Here is a 19,002-nt window from a genome sequence, read left to right on the forward strand (position 1 = left end):
GGCATAAAAAAACAGGGCCGAAGCCCTGTTTCTCAAGCATATAACAAAGTGGTGTACTGATTAGAACTGGTAAACGATACCAACCGCTGCCTGATCGTCGGTCGCCAGACCAGCAGATTCAGAGTAGGAGTTGTCGTCCAGCAGGTTGAATTTGTACGCAGCGTACACGTTCATGTTCTTGTTGAAGTAGTACCAGGTACCCACTTCGATGTATTTCACCAGGTCAGCATCGCCACCGTTGAAGGTGCCACGAGCGATCAGGTCTTTACCTTTAGACTGGACGTAGCCCAGGGATGGACGCAGACCGAAGTCGAACTGGTACTGAACAACGGCTTCGATGTTCTGAGTTTTGTTTGCGAAGTTGTTGTCAGCTTCACGAGTCATGTTGGTAGTTTCAGCGTACTGAACCGCTGCGTAGATGTTGTTAGCATCGTACTTAGCAGCAGTAGACCATGCTTCTGCACGATCGCCGCCTGCGCTTGCCCAGTCAGCAGAGGTGCCAGCTGCAACCTGCTCGTTGGTACGGTCAGCAGTTTCATAACCTGCTGCCAGCGCGAAGCCTTCACCCAGTTCGTACTGAACAGAGGAGCTGAAGCCGTCGCCGTTACCTTTAGCGCCGTTACCGCCGCGGCCAACGTTGATCAGCTGACCGTTGTCGGAGTAGGTGGCTGCAACTGCGTTGCTGCGCTCGTTTTTACCCTGATACTGCAGGGCGAAGCTCAGGCCATCAACCAGGCCGAAGAAGTTTTTGTTACGGTAGGTCAGCAGGCCAGAAGCACGACCGTTCATGAAGTTGTCAGTTGCAACCCATGAGTCGCCGCCCCACTCAACCAGCATATCGGTATATGCCGCTGCGTCGTAAATTGCGCCGTAGTTACGGCCGTAGTCCAGGGAGCCTGCGTCACCGAAGTTCAGACCAGCAAATGCCAGACGGGTTTTAGTACCCTGAGAACCTTCAGCGTTGGACGCGTCCATGTTGTATTCCCACTGACCGTAACCAGTGATCTGGTCATTGATCTGGGTTTCACCTTTGAAACCAATACGGGCATAGGTGGTGTCTTCATTGCTGGTGTCACCGTTGGTGGTCCAGATGTGCTCACCTACAGCTTTACCGTAGAAGTCCAGCTTGTTAGCGTTTTTGTTATAGATTTCTGCAGCGTTAGCTGCACCAGCTACCAGCAGAGCAGGGATAACCACTGCCAGAATATTGCGCTTCATCATTATTTATTACCCTCATAGGTTTTTTTATGACACTCGCCACTGCCGTCAATAAATTCTGTCAATAAATATTTCCGGAACTATTGATGAGAGTTTGGTGTCTTTATGTATCTGACAGGCATCTTTCCATTCATAGAACCGTTTCGCTAGCGTGAAAATGCTACAATTCTCAAGATTGAGTAACAAAAAGAAATAATGTGTAAGCAAATATGTAATTTGAGGAACTTTGTGAAGCACCTCAAATTTCAGAACGGGTTGGCGAAAATAAAGCCAGCTTGATTCCTATATATATGAATTGCTTATATTTATTTTAGATAAAGGCAATTCGTATAAACAGAAGTTAAACGACTCATTTTTTCTTATGACTGTGAGAGGACTTCTGGATGGCTAAAAATTGGTTGAAAATTGTGCTAATGCTTAAGAAGTGTATTAAGCGCAATAAGACTGTGGTCTATTTTTTGTTCACAGATGTTTCGTGGAAATAAAACGTAACAGGTAGGTGTTTCAGCGGGGTTGTAGTTTAAAGTTGCTTACTTCTGGCTGACGAAAACTGACAATACAGAATAAAATAATGGCCAGCAGCTGCTGGCCATTTTTATTAACGCGGGATTAGAAGCTTGCGTTACGCGGAGTACGCGGGAATGGAATCACGTCACGCACGTTCTGAACGCCGGTCACGTAAGCGATCAGACGCTCAAAGCCCAGGCCGAAACCGGAGTGTGGCACGGTGCCGTAGCGACGCAGGTCGCGATACCAGCTGTAGTCAGCCGGGTTCAGGCCCATCTCTTCCATACGGGCATCCAGCACGTCCAGACGCTCTTCACGCTGAGAGCCACCGATGATTTCACCGATGCCCGGCGCCAGCACGTCCATCGCCGCAACGGTTTTACCGTCTTCGTTAAGGCGCATGTAGAAGGCCTTAATGTCTTTCGGATAGTTTTTCACTACCACCGGCGCTTTGAAGTGCTTCTCTGCCAGGTAACGTTCATGCTCGGAGGAGAGATCGACGCCCCAGTAAACCGGGTTCTCGAACTTTTCACCGCATTTTTCAAGGATGGCAACCGCGTCGGTGTAATCCACCTGCGCGAAGTCCGCCGAAACAAAACGCTCCAGACGCGCAATCGCATCGTTATCAACACGCTCTGCGAAGAATTTCATGTCGTCAGCGCGTTCTTCCAGAACCGCCTTGAACACGTACTTCAGCATCGCTTCTGCCAGACCCGCAACGTCGTTCAGATCGGCAAACGCCACTTCCGGCTCCAGCATCCAGAATTCCGCCAGGTGACGGCTGGTGTTGGAGTTTTCCGCGCGGAAGGTTGGGCCGAAGGTGTAGATCTTGGACAGCGCACAGGCGTAAGTTTCGCCGTTGAGCTGGCCGGACACCGTCAGGAAGGCTTCTTTACCGAAGAAGTCTTTGTCGAAATCGACTTTGCCTTCCGGCGTGCGCGGCAGGTTTTCCAGATCCAGCGTGGAGACGCGGAACATCTCACCGGCGCCTTCGGTATCGGAGGCGGTGATCAGCGGGGTAGACACCCAGAAGTAACCCTGCTCGTCGAAGAAGCGATGCAGCGCCTGTGCCAGCGTATGACGAACGCGAGCCACCGCACCAATCAGGTTGGTGCGCGGACGCAGGTGCGCCACTTCACGCAGGTACTCGATGCTGTGGCGTTTTGCCGCCATCGGGTAGGTGTCAGGATCTTCAACCCAGCCGGTCACTTCAATGGCGGATGCCTGGATTTCAAAGCTCTGGCCCTGGCCTGGAGAGGCAACGACCACGCCGGTAACAATAACGGAGCAGCCGGTCGTCAGGTGCAGAACGTCATCATTGTAATTGGGCAGAGAATTATTAATGACGGCCTGTACAGGATCAAAGCAGGAACCGTCATAGACGGCGAGGAAGGAGATGCCAGCTTTAGAATCTCGGCGGGTACGCACCCATCCGCGCACGGTGACTTCTTGGTCAACGGCGACACGGCCCTGGAGTACGTCGGCTACAGGCACAACGCTCATAATATTCTCTCTGTTAATAGTCGGAAAAATAGGTACTTGTTCACCCTTAATACGGGGGATATCTATGTTACCTGGCATCTGCCATCAGACAAGCAGATTTCGCAGTGAAAAGAGAAGAAATCGGAAATAAATAAGAAGAAGGGAGCCGAAAGGCTCCCTTTTGCGGTTAACTGGCTTTTTTCACCTGAGGCAGGTCGAAGGCTTTGCGTAAGGCGCGCACGAAGGCTTTGTCGTGGCAGATGGTTTTGCCCGGGCTGTCGGACAGTTTCGCCACCGGCTTACCGTTACATTCCACCAGTTTTATGACGATGTTCAGAGGTTTTACCTGGGGAATATCGCAGGTTAAGCGGGTGCCAATACCGAAGCTGAGATTCACGCGGGACGAGAAATGGCGGTAAAGGTCGACCGCTTTCGGCAGGTCGAGGTTGTCAGAGAAGACCAGCACCTTGCTCATGGGGTCGATGCCCAGCTTTTGATAATGCGCGATGGCTTTCTCACCCCATTCAACCGGATCCCCGGAGTCGTGGCGCAGACCCTGATAGCGTTCGGCAAATTCAGGCCCAAAGTCGCGCAGGAAAGCATCCATGGTGATGCAGTCGGTCAGGGCAATACCCAGCCGGTCGGGATACTCTTCCAGCCACGCCGCCAGCGCGGCGCGCTGGCTGGTTGCCAGATCGGGGCTGATCTGCTGATGCGCCTGGAACCACTCGTGCGCCTGGGTGCCCATCGGCGTTAAGTCGAGGCGGCGGGCCAGATCGTAATTACTGGTGCCCACGAACCAGGACTCCTGCTGCAGACGTTGCACGATAGCCTGCTGCACCTCGCGGGAGAAGCGGCGGCGGGTGCCGAAGTCCATCAGGCGGAAGCGGGACATATCCAGATTGTCCGTCAGCTGCGCGAACTCAACCAGCTTGTTTTCCAGCGTAGCCACCGCCTGCGACACGCCCACTTCCGGAGAACGGTAGCGGTGAGCCAGCTCGCTGATCACCGCCAGAAGCGGCACTTCCCACATGATCACTTCGCGCCACGGCCCTTCAAGACGGATATTCAGCTTGCCGTTATCATTGGTGACGGTGACCTGCTGCGGGTTGTAGCGGAAGTCGCGCAGCCAGTCGAGGTAGTCGGCTTTGAAGAAGGGAAGACCTGAAAGCCACTGGTATTCGTCGTCTGTCAGCGCCAGATGCTGCATAGCATCGACCTGTTCGCGAATGGAATCTGCGTAGATGCCCAGCAAGTCGTCGCCCCGGCAGCGAAACTCCGCCGCAACGTGGACGTCATAATAGTGGTGGAAAACGGCTTGCTGCATATGCAGTTTATACGCATCGGTATCCAGCAACGTATGCAGAACAGGGGAAGCGAATTGAGTCATAGGTGCGCAGTAGCATCCTCTCACGGGAGCGTTTAGTACAATAAACAACTCCGGAGTATACCTTGTTTAGTGATTTATTGAACCCCGATCACAACATAAGCCGCATTTATGGTCGAGAGCATTTCGTGCCCCATGTTATATAAATGTAGCGAAAAAGGGTTTTGTCCCTGAAAAGATGAACATTCTGCATAGCGCGTTTTACACAACAGGAATATATTGAAACGTTACTCGACAAACGATGCATAAGGTTTTCTATGACACAACAGCCACAAGCCAAATACCGCCACGACTACCGTGCGCCGGATTACCTGATTAGCGATATCGATCTGACTTTTGACCTTGATGCCAGTAAAACCGTTGTTACCGCGGTGAGCCAGGTCACGCGCCAAAGTGCTACGGCAGTCCCGTTGCGTCTTGATGGTGAAGACCTGACGCTGGTATCCCTGCATATCAACGATGAAGCCTGGACTGACTATAAAGAAGAAGGCAACCAGCTGGTCATCGACAACCTGCCGGAACGCTTTACGCTGCGCATCGTAAACGAAATCAGCCCTGCGTCGAACACGGCGCTGGAAGGACTCTACCAGTCCGGCGTTGCGCTCTGTACCCAGTGTGAAGCGGAAGGCTTCCGCCACATCACCTGGTATCTTGACCGCCCGGACGTGCTGGCGCGCTTTACCACCAAAATCATCGCCGACAAAACGCTCTATCCGTATCTGCTCTCCAACGGGAACCGTACCGGCGAAGGCGAGCTGGAAAATGGCCGTCACTGGGTGCAGTGGCAGGATCCGTTCCCGAAGCCGTGCTACCTGTTTGCGCTGGTGGCGGGGGACTTCGACGTGCTGCGCGACACCTTCAAAACCCGTTCCGGTCGCGACGTGGCGCTGGAGCTGTTCGTTGACCGCGGCAACCTCGACCGCGCGCCGTGGGCGATGACCTCGCTCATTAACTCCATGAAGTGGGATGAGGAGCGCTTTGGCCTCGAATACGATCTCGACATCTATATGATTGTCGCCGTCGACTTCTTCAATATGGGCGCGATGGAGAATAAAGGCCTCAACATCTTTAACTCCAAATACGTGCTGGCGCGTACCGATACCGCCACCGATAAAGACTACCTCGATATCGAGCGCGTTATCGGTCACGAATATTTCCACAACTGGACCGGTAACCGCGTTACCTGCCGCGACTGGTTCCAGCTGAGCCTGAAGGAGGGTCTAACCGTCTTCCGCGATCAGGAGTTCAGCTCCGATCTGGGTTCACGCGCGGTGAACCGCATCAACAACGTGCGCACCATGCGCGGCCTGCAGTTTGCCGAAGATGCCAGCCCGATGGCGCACCCGATCCGCCCGGACAAGGTGATTGAGATGAACAACTTCTACACCCTGACGGTGTATGAGAAGGGTTCTGAAATCATCCGCATGATCCATACGCTGCTCGGGGAAGAGAACTTCCAGAAAGGGATGCAGCTGTACTTCGAGCGTCATGACGGCAGCGCCGCCACCTGCGACGACTTCGTGCAGGCGATGGAGGACGCGTCGAACGTTGACCTGTCCCACTTCCGCCGCTGGTACAGCCAGGCCGGTACGCCGATTGTCTCCGTCAAAGACGATTACAACCCGGAAACCGAGCAGTACACCCTGACCATCAGCCAGCGCACGCCGCCAACGGCAGAGCAGGAAGAGAAATACCCGCTGCACATCCCGTTCAGCATTGAGCTCTACGACAACGAAGGGAAAGCGATCCCGCTGCAGAAGGGCGGTCATCCGGTGCATCACGTGCTGAATGTGACCCAGCCAGAGCAGACCTTTATCTTCGATAACGTCTACTTCCAGCCGGTTCCTGCGCTGCTGTGTGAATTCTCCGCGCCGGTGAAGCTGGAGTATAAGTGGAGCGATCAGCAGCTGACCTTCCTGATGCGCCACGCGCGCAACGATTTCTCCCGCTGGGATGCCGCCCAGAGCCTGCTGGCCACCTACATCAAGCTGAACGTGAACCGCCACCAGCAGGGCCAGCCGCTGTCGCTGCCCGTGCATGTGGCTGACGCGTTCCGCGCGGTGCTGCTGGACGAGCATATCGATCCGGCGCTGGCGGCGGAAATCCTGACCCTGCCGTCCGCGGGTGAAATTGCCGAGCTGTTCGACATCATCGACCCAATCGCGATTGTGGCGGTGCGTGAAGCGCTGACCCGCACGCTGGCCACCGAGCTGGCGGACGAGTTCCTGGCGATTTACAACGCCAACAAGCTGGATGAATACTGTGTGGAACACGCGGACATCGGCAAGCGCTCTCTGCGTAACACCTGCCTGCGCTATCTGGCCTTCGGTGAGGTAGAGCTGGCGGATACCCTGGTGAGCAAGCAGTATCACGAAGCCGACAACATGACCGACGCGCTGGCAGCCCTTGCCGCAAGCGTTGCCGCCGAGCTGCCGTGCCGCGATGCGCTGATGCAGGAGTACGACGACAAGTGGCATCAGGACGGTCTGGTGATGGACAAGTGGTTCATTCTGCAATCCACCAGCCCGTCGGCCGACGTGCTGAACACCGTGCGCAGCCTGCTGAAGCACCGCTCGTTCACCATGAGCAACCCGAACCGCGTGCGTTCGCTGATTGGCGCGTTTGCCAGCAGCAACCCGGCGGCGTTCCATGCGGAAGACGGCAGCGGCTATCAGTTTATGGTGGAAATGCTCACCGAGCTGAACAGCCGTAACCCGCAGGTGGCATCGCGCCTGATCGAGCCGCTGATCCGCCTGAAGCGCTACGATGCGAAGCGCCAGGCGAAAATGCGCGCCGCGCTTGAGCAGCTAAAAGGGCTGGAGAACCTGTCCGGCGATCTGTACGAGAAGATTGCTAAAGCTTTAGCGTAATAAAAAAATTGCCCGGTAGCGCTTCGCTTACCGGGCCTACATAGGGTGTTCTCCCTCTCCCTGTGGGAGAGGGCCGGGGTGAGGGCATCAGGCATTCGCTTTAATACGCTGCTGCTCCGCCACCCCGCGCTTCATCACCCGATCCAGCACCTCCGCCTCCAGCTCCGCCAGCCTTGCCGAACCAATCCGGCGCGGACGTGGAATATCCACCGTCAAATCCAGCCCGATTTTTCCTTCTTCTATCAGCAGCACCCGGTCGGCCATCGCCACCGCTTCGCTCACGTCGTGCGTCACCAGCAGCACCGTAAACCCGTGCTCCTGCCAGAGGGATTCGATCAAATCCTGCATCTCAATGCGCGTCAGGGCATCCAGCGCCCCGAGCGGCTCATCGAGCAGCAGCAGGCCGGGGCGGTGGATTAACGCCCGCGCCAGCGCCACGCGCTGCTTCTGCCCGCCGGACAGCGCCGCGGGCCACTCGCCGGCGCGATTTTCCAGCCCTACGGCGGCCAGCGCCTGCTTTGCGTTATCCCGCCAGCTGCCCTTCAGGCCGAGACCAACGTTATCAATCACCGATTTCCACGGCAGCAGGCGCGCGTCCTGGAACATCATGCGGGTGTCGTCCTGGATGTCGGCAAGCGGGGTATTGCCGGCGAGGATCTCCCCGCCGTTAGGGGCTTCAAGCCCGGCTAAGAGCCGCAGCAGCGTGCTCTTGCCGCCGCCGCTGCGTCCGACAACGGCAACAAATTGCCCTGCCGGAATGTGCAAATCCAGCGCGTTAAGAATGGTGTTTTCACCGTAGCGTTTGGTGACGCCGCTCAGCAGCAGCGGCGTTCCCTGATTCAGTCGGGCGGTATTCATGCTTTTGCCTCCTGAGTTGAATAGGCCGGGTTCCAGCGCAGCCAGCTGCGTTCAAGCCACTGGGCGCTGACGTCGGCAAGCTTGCCGAGCAGGGCATAAAGGATGATGGCAACCACCACCACGTCGGTTTGCAGGAATTCACGGGCGTTCATCGCCAGATAGCCGATACCGGAGTTGGCGGAAATGGTTTCTGCCACAATCAGCGTCAGCCACATCAGGCCCAGGGCAAAACGCACGCCGACCATAATAGAGGGCAGGGCGCCGGGCAGGATCACGTGAACGAACAGCGCAAAGCCGGACAAGCCGTAGCTGCGCGCCATCTCCACCAGCCCGCGATCGATGTTGCGGATCCCGTGCCAGGTGTTGATGTAAATCGGGAACAGCGTGCCGAGCGCCACGAGGAAGATTTTGGCGCTTTCGTCGATGCCAAACCACAAAATCACCAGCGGGATCAGCGCCAGATGCGGCACGTTGCGCAGCATCTGAATGGAGGTATCCAGCAGCCGTTCGCCCCAGCGGGACAGGCCGCTGATCAGGCCCAGCACCAGGCCGATGCTGCCGCCAATCGAAAAGCCAATCACCGCGCGCCAGGAGCTGATAGCCAGATGCTGCCACAGTTCACCGCTGACGCTCAGCGACCAGAAGGCTTCAACAACGCCCTCCGGAGAGGGCAAAATACGGCTCGACAGCCAGCCGGTTGACGACGCTATCTGCCAGATAACAACAATACCGACAGGCACAAACCAGGGGGCGGCACGCAGCAGCCATTTTTGTGAAGTGGCAGACATAGCGGCTCCTTAGCTCTGTGCGGCTTTTCGCGGAATAAACTCGTTGGCGACCGCCTCACCCTGCAGCTGAAGCGTGCGAGGCTGCGGGATTTCCGGGATCGCCACGTCGAGGTGCGGGAACAGCAGCTCGCCAACCTTGTAAGCCTCTTCCAGATGCGGGTAGCCGGAAAGAATAAAGCTGTCGATGCCCAGATCGGCATATTCGTTAATTCGGGCGGCAACGGTCGGGCCATCGCCCACCAGTGCCGTACCCGCACCGCCGCGCACCAGCCCCACGCCTGCCCACAGGTTCGGGCTGATCTCCAGCTTCTCGCGCTTGCCGTTATGCAGGGAGGCCATCCGGTGCTGCCCCACGGAGTCCGTTTTGGCAAACGCGGCCTGCGCCTTAGCAATGGTCTCGTCGTCCAGATGCGAGATCAGACGGTCGGCGGCCTGCCAGGCTTCGGCATTGGTTTCGCGCACGATAACGTGCAGACGAATGCCGAACCGCACCTTACGACCGTGAGCGGCCGCCTTCGCGCGCACCTGGGCAATTTTCTCTTTTACCAGCTCCGGCGGCTCGCCCCAGGTCAGGTAAAGATCAACCTGTTCTGCCGCCAGATCCTGCGCCACGTCCGAAGAGCCGCCGAAATAGAGCGGCGGGCGCGGCTGCTGAACCGGCGGGAAGTAGAGCTTCGCATCGCGAACGTGAATATGCTTGCCCTCGAAGGTGACGGTTTCACCTTCCAGCAAGCGCCGCCAGACGCGGGTAAATTCCGCCGACGCCTCATAGCGTTCCGTGTGATCCAAAAAGACGCCGTCGCCTGCCAGCTCCTGCGGATCGCTGCCCGTAACCAGGTTAAACAGGGCGCGACCGTTGGACAGCCTGTCCAGCGTCGCCGCCTGACGCGCCGCGACGGTCGGTGAAACGACGCTCGGGCGCAGCGCCACCAGGAATTTCAGGCGCTGGGTCACCGGGATCATCGAGGCCGCCACCAGCCAGGCATCTTCGCAGGAGCGTCCGGTGGGGATCAGCACGCCGGTAAAGCCAATGCGGTCAGCGGCCTGGGCTATTTGCTGTAAATAGCCGTGGTCAACCGGGCGCGAGCCTTCTTCCGTGCCAAGATAGTGACCATCACCGTGGGTGGGTAAAAACCAGAATAGATTCAGACTCATGATTTCTTTCCTTCAATGCCGGTAGGTTGCCAGATGCGTTCGCGAATGTTCACCTGTTTTGGAACCAGGTGGTTCTGATAGAAGAGGTCAGCGGTTTGTTGCTGGAGCGCCGCGACATGCTCGTTCAGCGGGCTAATCGTGGTCGGTGGACGGTGATCGAGATAGCTGGCGATCACCGGCTCCGGCAGCCCCATGGTTTTCGCCAGCAGGGTAATGCTCTCCGCGCGCTTGCTCTGAGTCAGCGCATCGGCCTGGGTAAAGGTATCAAGCACGCCCTGAATAAAGGCGCCGTTTTTCTCGGCATACGGGCGGGCGGCGAGGTAGAACGAGCCGGTCTGCTTCAGCGTGGAGCCGTCTTTCAGCACCCGCACGCCGCCCTGAAGCAGCGCGGCGGAATAGTACGGATCCCAGATAGCCCACGCGTCGACGTTGCCCTGCTGGAATGCGGCACGCGCATCGGCAGGCGTCAGATAGACGGGCTCAATATCGGTGAACTTCAGCCCGGCTTCCTGCAGTGCGCGTAGCAGCAGGTTGTGCGAGCTGGAGCCTTTCTGGAATGCGACCTTGTGCCCTTTAAGCTCAGCCACGCTCTTAATCGCGCTGTTTTCAGGAACGAGGATCACTTCCGCTTTAGGCTTCGCAGGCTCCACGCCGACATACAGCAGATCCGCTCCGGCGGCCTGGGCAAAAATCGGCGGGATATCCCCGGTGCTGCCGAGATCGATACTGCCAACGTTAAGCGCCTCCAGCATCTGCGGTCCGGCGGGGAACTCAACCCAGGAGAATTTGGTGTCCGGGAAGCGTTTTTCTAAAAGCTGGTGGCTTTTCGCCAGCACCATGCTGACGCTGCCTTTCTGATAGCCAATTCGCAGGCTTTCCGGCGCGGCGTCCGCGGCATGCGCCAGGGAGGAGAGGGCCATCAGCCCCGCCAGTCCGATGCGGGTTAAGGTTTTAAACATGGGCAACTCCTTGCGGCTGGCTGAATGCGGGAACCTGCACATCGCGGCGGTGCAGCGCCTGCCAGAAGGTTTCCAGCGCGCTGTCAAGGCGGGTTTGCAGGTTTGGCGTAAAGTGGGGCTTGTGCTGATAGTCGATTACCTGCGAGTCGTCGGCGAAAACGCCGTGCAGGATCTCCTGGGCTTTTAGGGCGCTCAGCACCGGCTTCAGGGCGTAATCCACCGCTAATAAATGCGCAACCGTGCCGCCCGTCGCCAGAGGCAACACCACTTTTCCATCCAGCGCGCGTTCCGGCAGCAGGTCGAGCAGGGTTTTTAATGCGCCAGAAAACGAGGCTTTATAGATGGGCGTGGCGACAATCAGGCCGTCCGCCTCTTTAAGCTGTTCCGTCAGGGTTTTGAGCGCCGGGCTGTCGAAGCGGGCATAGAGCAGGTCTTCCGGCTCGAAGTTGTGCAGATTCCAGTGGCACACTTCTACGTTCAGGGCGTTCAGCTTTTCGCGTGCATATTCCAGCAGCGCGCTGGAACGAGAAGGGAAACGTGGACTTCCGGCCAGAGTGATGACGCGCATGTTTTCTCCTTATAACTAATTGTTTGCTTTTATCTAACATTCATAACAATTTTCTGGAGTGTGACACCGCGCGGTTATTCCACTAAATGATTTATCCGCAATTTAAAAGCCATAAACTGCATAAGAAGTGGCCTAAAAGGAAAACGATTGCGTTTTGCGCCGCTTTTTTTGCCGCAGGTCAATTCCCTTTCCGCCCCGGATCGAAGATAATCCCCTCCCGGTTTGCACACCGGGAATCCAGGAGAGTTCATGTACTACCCCTTCGTTCGTAAAGCCCTTTTCCAGCTCGATCCTGAGCGCGCTCATGAATTTACATTCCAGCAGTTACGTCGCATAACAGGTACGCCACTGGAAGCACTGGTGCGCCAGAACGTTCCAGAAAAACCTGTGCAGTGCATGGGCCTGACCTTCAAGAACCCGCTGGGTCTGGCGGCCGGGCTGGACAAAAACGGCGAGTGCATTGATGCCCTGGGCGCGATGGGGTTTGGCTCCATCGAAATCGGAACGGTTACGCCGCGTCCGCAGCCGGGAAATGATAAGCCGCGCCTGTTCCGTCTGGTTGAGGCCGAAGGTTTGATCAACCGCATGGGCTTTAATAACCACGGCGTAGATAACCTGATTGAGAACGTCAAAAAAGCGCATTTCGACGGTGTATTAGGCATTAATATTGGCAAGAATAAAGACACGCCGGTCGAGCAGGGTAAAGATGACTATCTGATTTGTATGGAAAAAGTCTACGCCTATGCCGGTTATATTGCGGTGAACATCTCTTCACCGAATACCCCGGGACTGCGTTCTCTGCAATATGGCGAAGCGCTGGACGATCTCCTTAGCGCCATTAAAAATAAGCAAAATGCGCTGCAAGCGATCCACCATAAATATGTTCCCGTGGCGGTTAAGATCGCCCCGGATCTTTCTGTCGAAGAATTGATCCAGGTTGCCGATAGTTTAGTTCGCCATAATATTGATGGTGTTATTGCCACCAATACCACGCTCGATCGTTCTTTGGTTCAGGGAATGAAAAACTGTGACGAAGCCGGAGGTTTAAGCGGCCGTCCGGTACAATTAAAGAGCACCGAAATTATTCGTGCGCTGTCCGCTGAATTAAACGGCCGTCTGCCGATTATTGGCGTCGGCGGCATCGACTCCGTCATCGCGGCGCGCGAGAAGATGGCGGCGGGGGCTTCACTGGTGCAAATTTATTCCGGCTTTATTTTTAAAGGCCCGCCATTGATAAAAGAAATCGTCACGCATATCTAATCTTTTACTTCATATCGGACAACCAGGGCTTTATTTATAGTTCTGGTTGTTTTATATTCCGTCATTGTTGCTTATTTAGACATTATGGTCTTTTATTATTGATGTTATAAACGAAGCGGCAATCAGGACATTTTTAGAACAGGACGTTTGGGGGACGGGAGAGAAAAATGCGAATTAAACCTGACGATAACTGGCGCTGGTATTTTTGCGACGAGCACGATCGCATGATGCTCGATTTAGCCAATGGTATGTTGTTTCGTTCTCGTTTTGCTCGCCGAATGCTGACCCCCGATGCGTTCGCGCCTTCCGGTTTTTGCGTTGATGACGCCGCGCTTTATTTCTCCTTCGAAGAGAAATGCCGCGATCTGGATCTCTCCAAAGAACAGCGTGCCGAGCTGGTGCTGAACGCGCTGGTCGCCATCCGTTTCCTGAAACCGCAAATGCCAAAAAGCTGGCATTTTCTGGCGCACGGCCTGAACTGGACGCCAAACACGGGCGATGCCGCCAGCGTGAATCTGAGCGATACCACCGAAGAGGTGAGTTTGCTGGTGGTGGAGCCGGGTGAAAATGCGGCGCTTTGCCTGCTGGCCCAGCCCGGCGTGACGATTGCCGGGCGGATGATGCAGTTAGGTGATGCCATTAAGGTGATGAACGACAGGCTGAAACCCCAGCTGCGCGTCGATACCTTCAGCCTCGAACAGGCCGTTTAAGCCTCCAGCTGTACCGATGTTTTTGGAACGCAGCTGCAGCATAAAATCGTGCCGTCTTCTCCAACTGCTGATTTCTTCAGCGCACTGACTTCGCCGTCCACCAGCTTAATTCGACAACATCCGCAGATGCCCGCGCGACAGGAATAAGGTACGCGAATGCCCGCCTGCTCCAGCTGCTCGAGTAAAACCTGCTGGTTGTTACCGCGAATAATCTTGCCTTCCCAGTGAATATCAACGGTTGATGATGCCGCCATTTCGACGTCAACAAACTCCTCTTCCTGGCCTGAACCGTATACTTTGGCTGGCCCACGCGCGAGCACTTCTACCTCGTCGCCTACGCGAATCACGCCGCTGGAGCGCGGGATCAGGTTCTGGCCGAAATCCACGTCGCCGTTGTCCTGCGCCGTGCGGAAGGATTGCAGGGTTTTCAGCGGTTCGCCGGAAGGGTGCTTCTGGCCTTTTTCAGGGCTGACGGTGGTAAAGATGCAGCGGCTGCACGGTTTAACGACGTCGAAAATCACGCTGCCGATGCGGATAACTTTCCAGGTATCCTCTTCCCAGGCCTCGGCGCCGGTAACCACCAGGTTCGGGCGGAACTGCTCCATCTGCACGCTGGCCTTGCAGCGTTTTTGTAAATCACGCAGGGAGGCTTCGTTGGTCAGCAGGAACGGGAAGCCGTCGGCGAAAGAGAGCGGTACACCATCGTGGCGCTTCACGCGGCGCGTCAGCTCAGGCCCGACCCAGCGAAGCTGCACGTCGCGGGAGAAAAACGGGCTGAGCCAGCGGTTGATTTCATCCGGGGCAACGCGCGCGGTAAAATGATTTCCCCACACTTCGGTCGGGGCATCGACGGGGGCGAAATCGCTGAATCGAATGACTACACTTGAACCGTCAGGTGCGGTCAGATGCAGGCCGTCATGCAGCGGGGAAGGGGTAAAGCGAACCATTTGCGGGAACTGACGTGCAGTAATAAATGTACCGTCAGGCTCGGTGACTATAAAAATACGATCGAAGGCAAATCCGCTCATGTCGGCCAGCGCGTGAGAAACGCCAATGCCCCGCATCGATTTCACCGGATGAATAAAAAGCCTGGATAAGGTCGCCACTGCACAGTCCCTCAATTGAAAATAAGCCTTCAACTTTATGACATACACGCCATATTAGCTATAATGCGCGACAATTTTCTAAGTGTAAAAGTGACGATATGAATTCTCTGTTTGCCAGTACGGCCCGTGGGCTGGAAGAGCTGTTAAAAACTGAACTGGAAGCCCTGGGCGCGCAAGAGTGCCAGGTGGTTCAGGGTGGTGTCCATTTTGAGGGCGACACGCGGCTTATTTACCAGAGCCTGATGTGGAGCCGCCTGGCGTCGCGCATCATGCTGCCGATGAAAGAGTGCAAGGTCTACAGCGATCTTGACCTCTATACCGGCGTACAGATGATCGACTGGACAGAGATCTTCACGCCGAACGCCACCTTCGCCGTTCATTTCAACGGCGTTAACGATGAGATCCGCAACAGCCAGTACGGCGCCCTGCGCGTAAAAGACGCCATCGTGGACTGCTTCACGCGTAAGAACAAAGAGCGCCCGAACGTCGATCGCGAAAACCCGGATCTGCGTATTAACGTCTGGCTCAATGGCGATACCGCCAGTATCTCCCTCGATCTGAGCGGCGCGGGCCTGCATCTGCGCGGCTACCGCGACCGCACCGGCATGGCGCCAATCAAAGAAAACCTGGCGGCGGCGATTGTTATGCGTTCCGGCTGGCAGCCGGGCACGCCGATGCTCGATCCGATGTGTGGTTCCGGTACGCTGCTTATCGAAGCGGCAATGCTGGCAACCGACCGCGCGCCTGGCCTGCATCGCGGCCAGTGGGGCTTCAGCGGCTGGGCGCAGCACGATGACGCCATCTGGAAAGAGGTGAAAGCCGAAGCGCAGACCCGCGCGCGTAAAGGCCTGGCGGAGTACACCTCCCACTTCTACGGTTCCGATAGCGATCCGCGTGTCATTGAACGCGCGCGCAGCAACGCCCGCCGCGCGGGTATTGGCGAGCTCATCACCTTCGAGGTGAAGGACGTTGCCAACCTGACCAACCCGCTGCCGAAAGGCCCGTACGGTACCGTTATCAGCAACCCGCCGTACGGCGAACGTCTGGACAGCGAACCGGCGCTGATTGCCCTGCACAGCCTGCTGGGCCGCAATATGAAAGACTACTTCGGCGGCTGGAATCTCTCCCTGTTCAGCGCCTCGCCGGAGCTGCTGAGCTGCCTGCAGCTGCGCGCCGATCGTCAGTTCAAGGCCAAGAACGGCCCGCTGGACTGCGTGCAGAAAAACTACCACCTGGCCGAAAAAACGGCCGACAGCAGGCCGTCCGGCGTGGCGGAAGATTACGCCAACCGCCTGCGTAAGAACCTTAAAAAGTTCGAAAAATGGGCGAAGCAGGAAGGTATCGAATGCTACCGCCTGTACGACGCCGACCTGCCGGAGTACAACGTGGCGGTTGACCGTTACGCCGACTGGGTTGTGGTGCAGGAGTATGCCCCGCCGAAGACCGTGGACGCGCAAAAAGCGCGCCAGCGTATGCTGGACGTGATTGCCGCCACCATCGGCGTGCTGGGCATTTCCCCGAATAAGCTGGTGCTGAAAACCCGCGAACGTCAGAAGGGCAAAAATCAGTATCAGAAGATGAGCGAGAAGGGCGACTTCATTGAGGTGGGCGAATACAACGCGCGCCTGTGGGTTAACCTGACCGACTATCTCGACACCGGCCTGTTCCTTGACCACCGCATCGCCCGCCGCATGCTGGGCCAGATGAGCAAAGGCAAGGACTTCCTCAACCTGTTCTCCTACACCGGCAGCGCCAGCGTACACGCGGGGCTGGGCGGGGCGCGCAGCACCACCACCGTGGATATGTCGCGTACCTATCTGGAGTGGGCGGAGCGTAACCTGCGCCTGAACGGGTTAACCGGGCGTCAGCACCGCCTGATGCAGGCGGACGTGCTGGGCTGGCTGCGCGACACCGACGAGCAGTTCGACCTGATCTTTATCGATCCGCCAACCTTCTCTAACTCCAAGCGCATGGAGGATAGCTTTGACGTTCAACGCGATCACCTGCGCCTGATGACCGACCTGAAACGCCTGCTGCGTAAAGGCGGCACCATTATGTTCTCGAACAACAAACGCGGCTTCCGCATGGATCATGAGGGTTTAGCAGCTCTGGGACTGAAAGCACAAGAAATCAGCCAAAAAACGCTGTCTCAGGACTTCGCCCGTAACCGTCAAATCCACAACTGCTGGCTCATCACCGCGGTCTGAAAGGAAAAATAAATGTCATTAATTAGTATGCACGGTGCATGGCTGTCGTTCAGCGATTCACCGCTTCTCGACAATGCTGAACTGCACATCGAAGATAACGAGCGCGTCTGTCTGGTTGGCCGCAACGGTGCGGGCAAGTCGACGCTGATGAAGATCCTCAATCGCGAGCAGGGCCTGGACGACGGGCGTATTGTTTACGAACAGGATCTGATCGTGTCGCGTCTGCAGCAGGATCCTCCGCGCAACGTGGCCGGCACCGTGTACGACTTCGTCGCCGAAGGGATCTCTGAGCAGGCGGAATATCTCAAAAGCTATCACGAGATTTCGCACCTGGTGATGACCGATCCGAGCGACAAAAACCTCAATGAGATGGCGCGTCTTCAGGAGCTGCTGGATCACCACGGCCTGTGGCAGCTGGAAAACCGCATCACGGAAGTGCTGGATCAGCTCGGCCTGGACGCGGACATGGAGCTGGCTTCGCTTTCCGGCGGCTGGCTGCGTAAAGCGGCACTCGGACGTGCGCTGGTCAGCGGCCCGAAAGTGCTGCTGCTCGACGAACCGACGAACCACCTGGATATCGAGGCCATCGACTGGCTGGAAGGGTTCCTGAAAACCTTCAGCGGCACCATTATCTTTATCTCCCACGACCGTTCGTTTATCCGCAATATGGCGACGCGCATTGTCGACCTCGATCGCGGCAAGCTGGTCACCTATCCGGGCGATTACGACACCTACCTGCTGGAAAAAGAAGAAAACCTGCGCGTTGAAGAGCTGCAAAACGCCGAGTTTGACCGCAAGCTGGCGCAGGAAGAGGTGTGGATCCGTCAGGGCATTAAAGCGCGTCGTACCCGTAACGAAGGTCGCGTGCGCGCGCTGAAGGCGATGCGCCGTGAACGCAGCGAGCGCCGCGAAGTGATGGGCAGCGCCAAAATGCAGGTGGAAGAAGCCTCCCGCTCCGGCAAAATCGTCTTCGAGATGGAAAACGTCAACTATCAGGTTGATGGCAAGGTGCTGGTTAATGATTTCTCCGCTCAGGTTCAGCGCGGCGACAAAATCGCCCTGATTGGCCCGAACGGCTGCGGTAAAACCACGCTGCTGAAGCTGATGCTCGGCCAGCTGCAGGCCGACAGCGGGCGTATCCACTGCGGTACCAAGCTGGAAGTGGCCTACTTTGACCAGCACCGTGCGGAGCTGGATCCGGACAGAACGGTGATGGACAACCTCGCCGAAGGCAAGCAGGAGGTGATGGTCAACGGCAAGCCGCGCCACGTGCTGGGCTATTTGCAGGACTTCCTGTTCCACCCGAAACGTGCGATGACGCCGGTTCGCGCGCTGTCCGGCGGCGAGCGCAACCGCCTGCTGCTGGCGCGACTTTTCCTGAAACCCAGCAACTTGCTGATTCTCGATGAACCGACGAACGATTTGGATGTCGAAACGCTCGAATTGCTGGAAGAGCTGATTGATGGCTACCAGGGGACCGTGATGTTAGTCAGCCACGATCGTCAGTTCGTGGATAACACCGTTACCGAGTGCTGGATTTTCGAAGGCGAAGGACGAATTGGTCAGTACGTAGGCGGTTATCACGACGCCCGCGGCCAGCAGTCTCAGTCACTGATGCAAAAGCAGGCGAAGTCCAAAATAGTACCGGAAACTGCTGTCGCAAAAGCAGAAACAGTTAAAAAATCCCCTGCTAAAATGAGCTATAACCTGCAGCGCGAACTGGAAGGGCTGCCTCAGCGTCTGGAAGAACTGGAAGCGTCCCTTGAGGCGCTGCAAATTCAGGTTGCTGATGCGTCATTCTTTACGCAACCTCACGACTATACTCAGAAAGTATTGGCTGAACTCTCCCAGGCCGAGCAGGCGCTGGAAGAAGCTTTTGAGCGCTGGGAGTACCTCGAGTCTCTGAAAAACGGCGCATAAACAGGGA

14 protein-coding genes are annotated in these 19,002 nt (G+C 56.6%); 5 read left to right on the forward strand and 9 right to left on the reverse strand.

What is annotated here, in order from left to right:
• Window positions 1-60: 60 nt before the first annotated feature.
• The 3 genes from AB6V08_RS13705 to pncB form a co-directional block, all read right to left on the reverse strand.
• Entirely contained in the window at window positions 61-1,221 is a 1,161-nt protein-coding gene (locus tag AB6V08_RS13705) for a porin (protein WP_368543405.1), read from the reverse strand.
• A 606-nt stretch (window positions 1,222-1,827) separates the two neighbouring features.
• The gene (asnS, locus tag AB6V08_RS13710; RefSeq protein WP_368543406.1) at window positions 1,828-3,228 is read right to left on the reverse strand and encodes an asparagine--tRNA ligase; all 1,401 of its coding nucleotides are present in this window, start codon (window positions 3,226-3,228) and stop codon (window positions 1,828-1,830) included.
• A 166-nt stretch (window positions 3,229-3,394) separates the two neighbouring features.
• A complete protein-coding gene (gene pncB / locus AB6V08_RS13715; RefSeq protein WP_368543407.1) occupies window positions 3,395-4,597 on the reverse strand; it encodes a nicotinate phosphoribosyltransferase in 1,203 nt (400 codons plus the stop codon).
• A gap of 254 nt (window positions 4,598-4,851) precedes the next feature.
• On the opposite strand from pncB, the gene pepN reads away from it, so the two are divergent.
• Window positions 4,852-7,464, forward strand: coding sequence for an aminopeptidase N (gene pepN / locus AB6V08_RS13720; protein ID WP_368543408.1), 2,613 nt, complete (start codon window positions 4,852-4,854; stop codon window positions 7,462-7,464).
• Between the two features lie 87 nt (window positions 7,465-7,551).
• On the opposite strand, the gene ssuB is transcribed toward pepN, so the two are convergent.
• From ssuB to ssuE, 5 genes are read right to left on the reverse strand one after another with little or no spacing between them, the layout of a single operon-like run.
• Window positions 7,552-8,322 carry an aliphatic sulfonates ABC transporter ATP-binding protein gene (gene ssuB, locus AB6V08_RS13725; RefSeq protein ID WP_368543409.1) on the reverse strand — a complete coding sequence of 257 codons (771 nt, stop codon included), beginning with the start codon at window positions 8,320-8,322 and terminating at the stop codon, window positions 7,552-7,554.
• Complete coding sequence (gene ssuC / locus AB6V08_RS13730; protein WP_368543410.1) at window positions 8,319-9,110, reverse strand: aliphatic sulfonate ABC transporter permease SsuC; 792 nt, start codon at window positions 9,108-9,110, stop codon at window positions 8,319-8,321. Before ssuC ends, ssuB begins: the two co-directional genes overlap by 4 nt.
• Before the next feature lie 9 nt (window positions 9,111-9,119).
• Complete coding sequence (gene ssuD / locus AB6V08_RS13735) at window positions 9,120-10,265, reverse strand: FMNH2-dependent alkanesulfonate monooxygenase (RefSeq protein ID WP_368543411.1); 1,146 nt, start codon at window positions 10,263-10,265, stop codon at window positions 9,120-9,122.
• Entirely contained in the window at window positions 10,262-11,224 is a 963-nt protein-coding gene (locus AB6V08_RS13740) for a sulfonate ABC transporter substrate-binding protein (RefSeq protein ID WP_368543412.1), read from the reverse strand. Before AB6V08_RS13740 ends, ssuD begins: the two co-directional genes overlap by 4 nt.
• Window positions 11,217-11,792: an NADPH-dependent FMN reductase gene (gene ssuE, locus AB6V08_RS13745; RefSeq protein WP_368543413.1), complete on the reverse strand. Its 576-nt coding sequence runs from the start codon at window positions 11,790-11,792 to the stop codon at window positions 11,217-11,219. The genes AB6V08_RS13740 and ssuE overlap by 8 nt, the downstream gene beginning before the upstream one ends.
• A gap of 249 nt (window positions 11,793-12,041) precedes the next feature.
• On the opposite strand from ssuE, the gene pyrD reads away from it, so the two are divergent.
• Both pyrD and zapC read left to right on the forward strand, forming a co-directional pair.
• Window positions 12,042-13,052 (forward strand): quinone-dependent dihydroorotate dehydrogenase, encoded by a 1,011-nt coding sequence (gene pyrD / locus AB6V08_RS13750; protein ID WP_368543414.1) that lies wholly within the window; start codon window positions 12,042-12,044, stop codon window positions 13,050-13,052.
• A 167-nt stretch (window positions 13,053-13,219) separates the two neighbouring features.
• Window positions 13,220-13,762, forward strand: coding sequence for a cell division protein ZapC (gene zapC, locus AB6V08_RS13755; protein ID WP_368543415.1), 543 nt, complete (start codon window positions 13,220-13,222; stop codon window positions 13,760-13,762).
• Here the strand turns inward: zapC and AB6V08_RS13760 are convergent.
• A complete protein-coding gene (locus tag AB6V08_RS13760; RefSeq protein WP_368543416.1) occupies window positions 13,759-14,868 on the reverse strand; it encodes a YcbX family protein in 1,110 nt (369 codons plus the stop codon). The genes zapC and AB6V08_RS13760 overlap by 4 nt on opposite strands.
• Before the next feature lie 98 nt (window positions 14,869-14,966).
• Between AB6V08_RS13760 and rlmKL the strand changes: the two genes are divergently transcribed.
• Window positions 14,967-17,075, forward strand: coding sequence for a bifunctional 23S rRNA (guanine(2069)-N(7))-methyltransferase RlmK/23S rRNA (guanine(2445)-N(2))-methyltransferase RlmL (gene rlmKL, locus AB6V08_RS13765; protein ID WP_368543417.1), 2,109 nt, complete (start codon window positions 14,967-14,969; stop codon window positions 17,073-17,075).
• Window positions 17,076-17,087: 12 nt separating this feature from the next.
• Entirely contained in the window at window positions 17,088-18,995 is a 1,908-nt protein-coding gene (locus tag AB6V08_RS13770) for an ABC transporter ATP-binding protein (RefSeq protein ID WP_368543418.1), read from the forward strand.
• Window positions 18,996-19,002 lie beyond the last annotated feature (7 nt).

The sequence above is a fragment of the Enterobacter soli genome, from assembly GCF_964208575.1.
Taxonomy (GTDB): domain Bacteria; phylum Pseudomonadota; class Gammaproteobacteria; order Enterobacterales; family Enterobacteriaceae; genus Enterobacter; species Enterobacter soli_A.

What these genes read in the sequence shown, in the direction of transcription:
- AB6V08_RS13705 (WP_368543405.1), bottom strand. Translation starts at nt 1,221, where the DNA reads ATGATGAAGCGCAATATTCTGGCAGTGGTTATCCCTGCTCTGCTGGTA.
- asnS (WP_368543406.1), bottom strand. Translation starts at nt 3,228, where the DNA reads ATGAGCGTTGTGCCTGTAGCCGACGTACTCCAGGGCCGTGTCGCCGTT.
- pncB (WP_368543407.1), bottom strand. Translation starts at nt 4,597, where the DNA reads ATGACTCAATTCGCTTCCCCTGTTCTGCATACGTTGCTGGATACCGAT.
- pepN (WP_368543408.1), top strand. Translation starts at nt 4,852, where the DNA reads ATGACACAACAGCCACAAGCCAAATACCGCCACGACTACCGTGCGCCG.
- ssuB (WP_368543409.1), bottom strand. Translation starts at nt 8,322, where the DNA reads ATGAATACCGCCCGACTGAATCAGGGAACGCCGCTGCTGCTGAGCGGC.
- ssuC (WP_368543410.1), bottom strand. Translation starts at nt 9,110, where the DNA reads ATGTCTGCCACTTCACAAAAATGGCTGCTGCGTGCCGCCCCCTGGTTT.
- ssuD (WP_368543411.1), bottom strand. Translation starts at nt 10,265, where the DNA reads ATGAGTCTGAATCTATTCTGGTTTTTACCCACCCACGGTGATGGTCAC.
- AB6V08_RS13740 (WP_368543412.1), bottom strand. Translation starts at nt 11,224, where the DNA reads ATGTTTAAAACCTTAACCCGCATCGGACTGGCGGGGCTGATGGCCCTC.
- ssuE (WP_368543413.1), bottom strand. Translation starts at nt 11,792, where the DNA reads ATGCGCGTCATCACTCTGGCCGGAAGTCCACGTTTCCCTTCTCGTTCC.
- pyrD (WP_368543414.1), top strand. Translation starts at nt 12,042, where the DNA reads ATGTACTACCCCTTCGTTCGTAAAGCCCTTTTCCAGCTCGATCCTGAG.
- zapC (WP_368543415.1), top strand. Translation starts at nt 13,220, where the DNA reads ATGCGAATTAAACCTGACGATAACTGGCGCTGGTATTTTTGCGACGAG.
- rlmKL (WP_368543417.1), top strand. Translation starts at nt 14,967, where the DNA reads ATGAATTCTCTGTTTGCCAGTACGGCCCGTGGGCTGGAAGAGCTGTTA.
- AB6V08_RS13770 (WP_368543418.1), top strand. Translation starts at nt 17,088, where the DNA reads ATGTCATTAATTAGTATGCACGGTGCATGGCTGTCGTTCAGCGATTCA.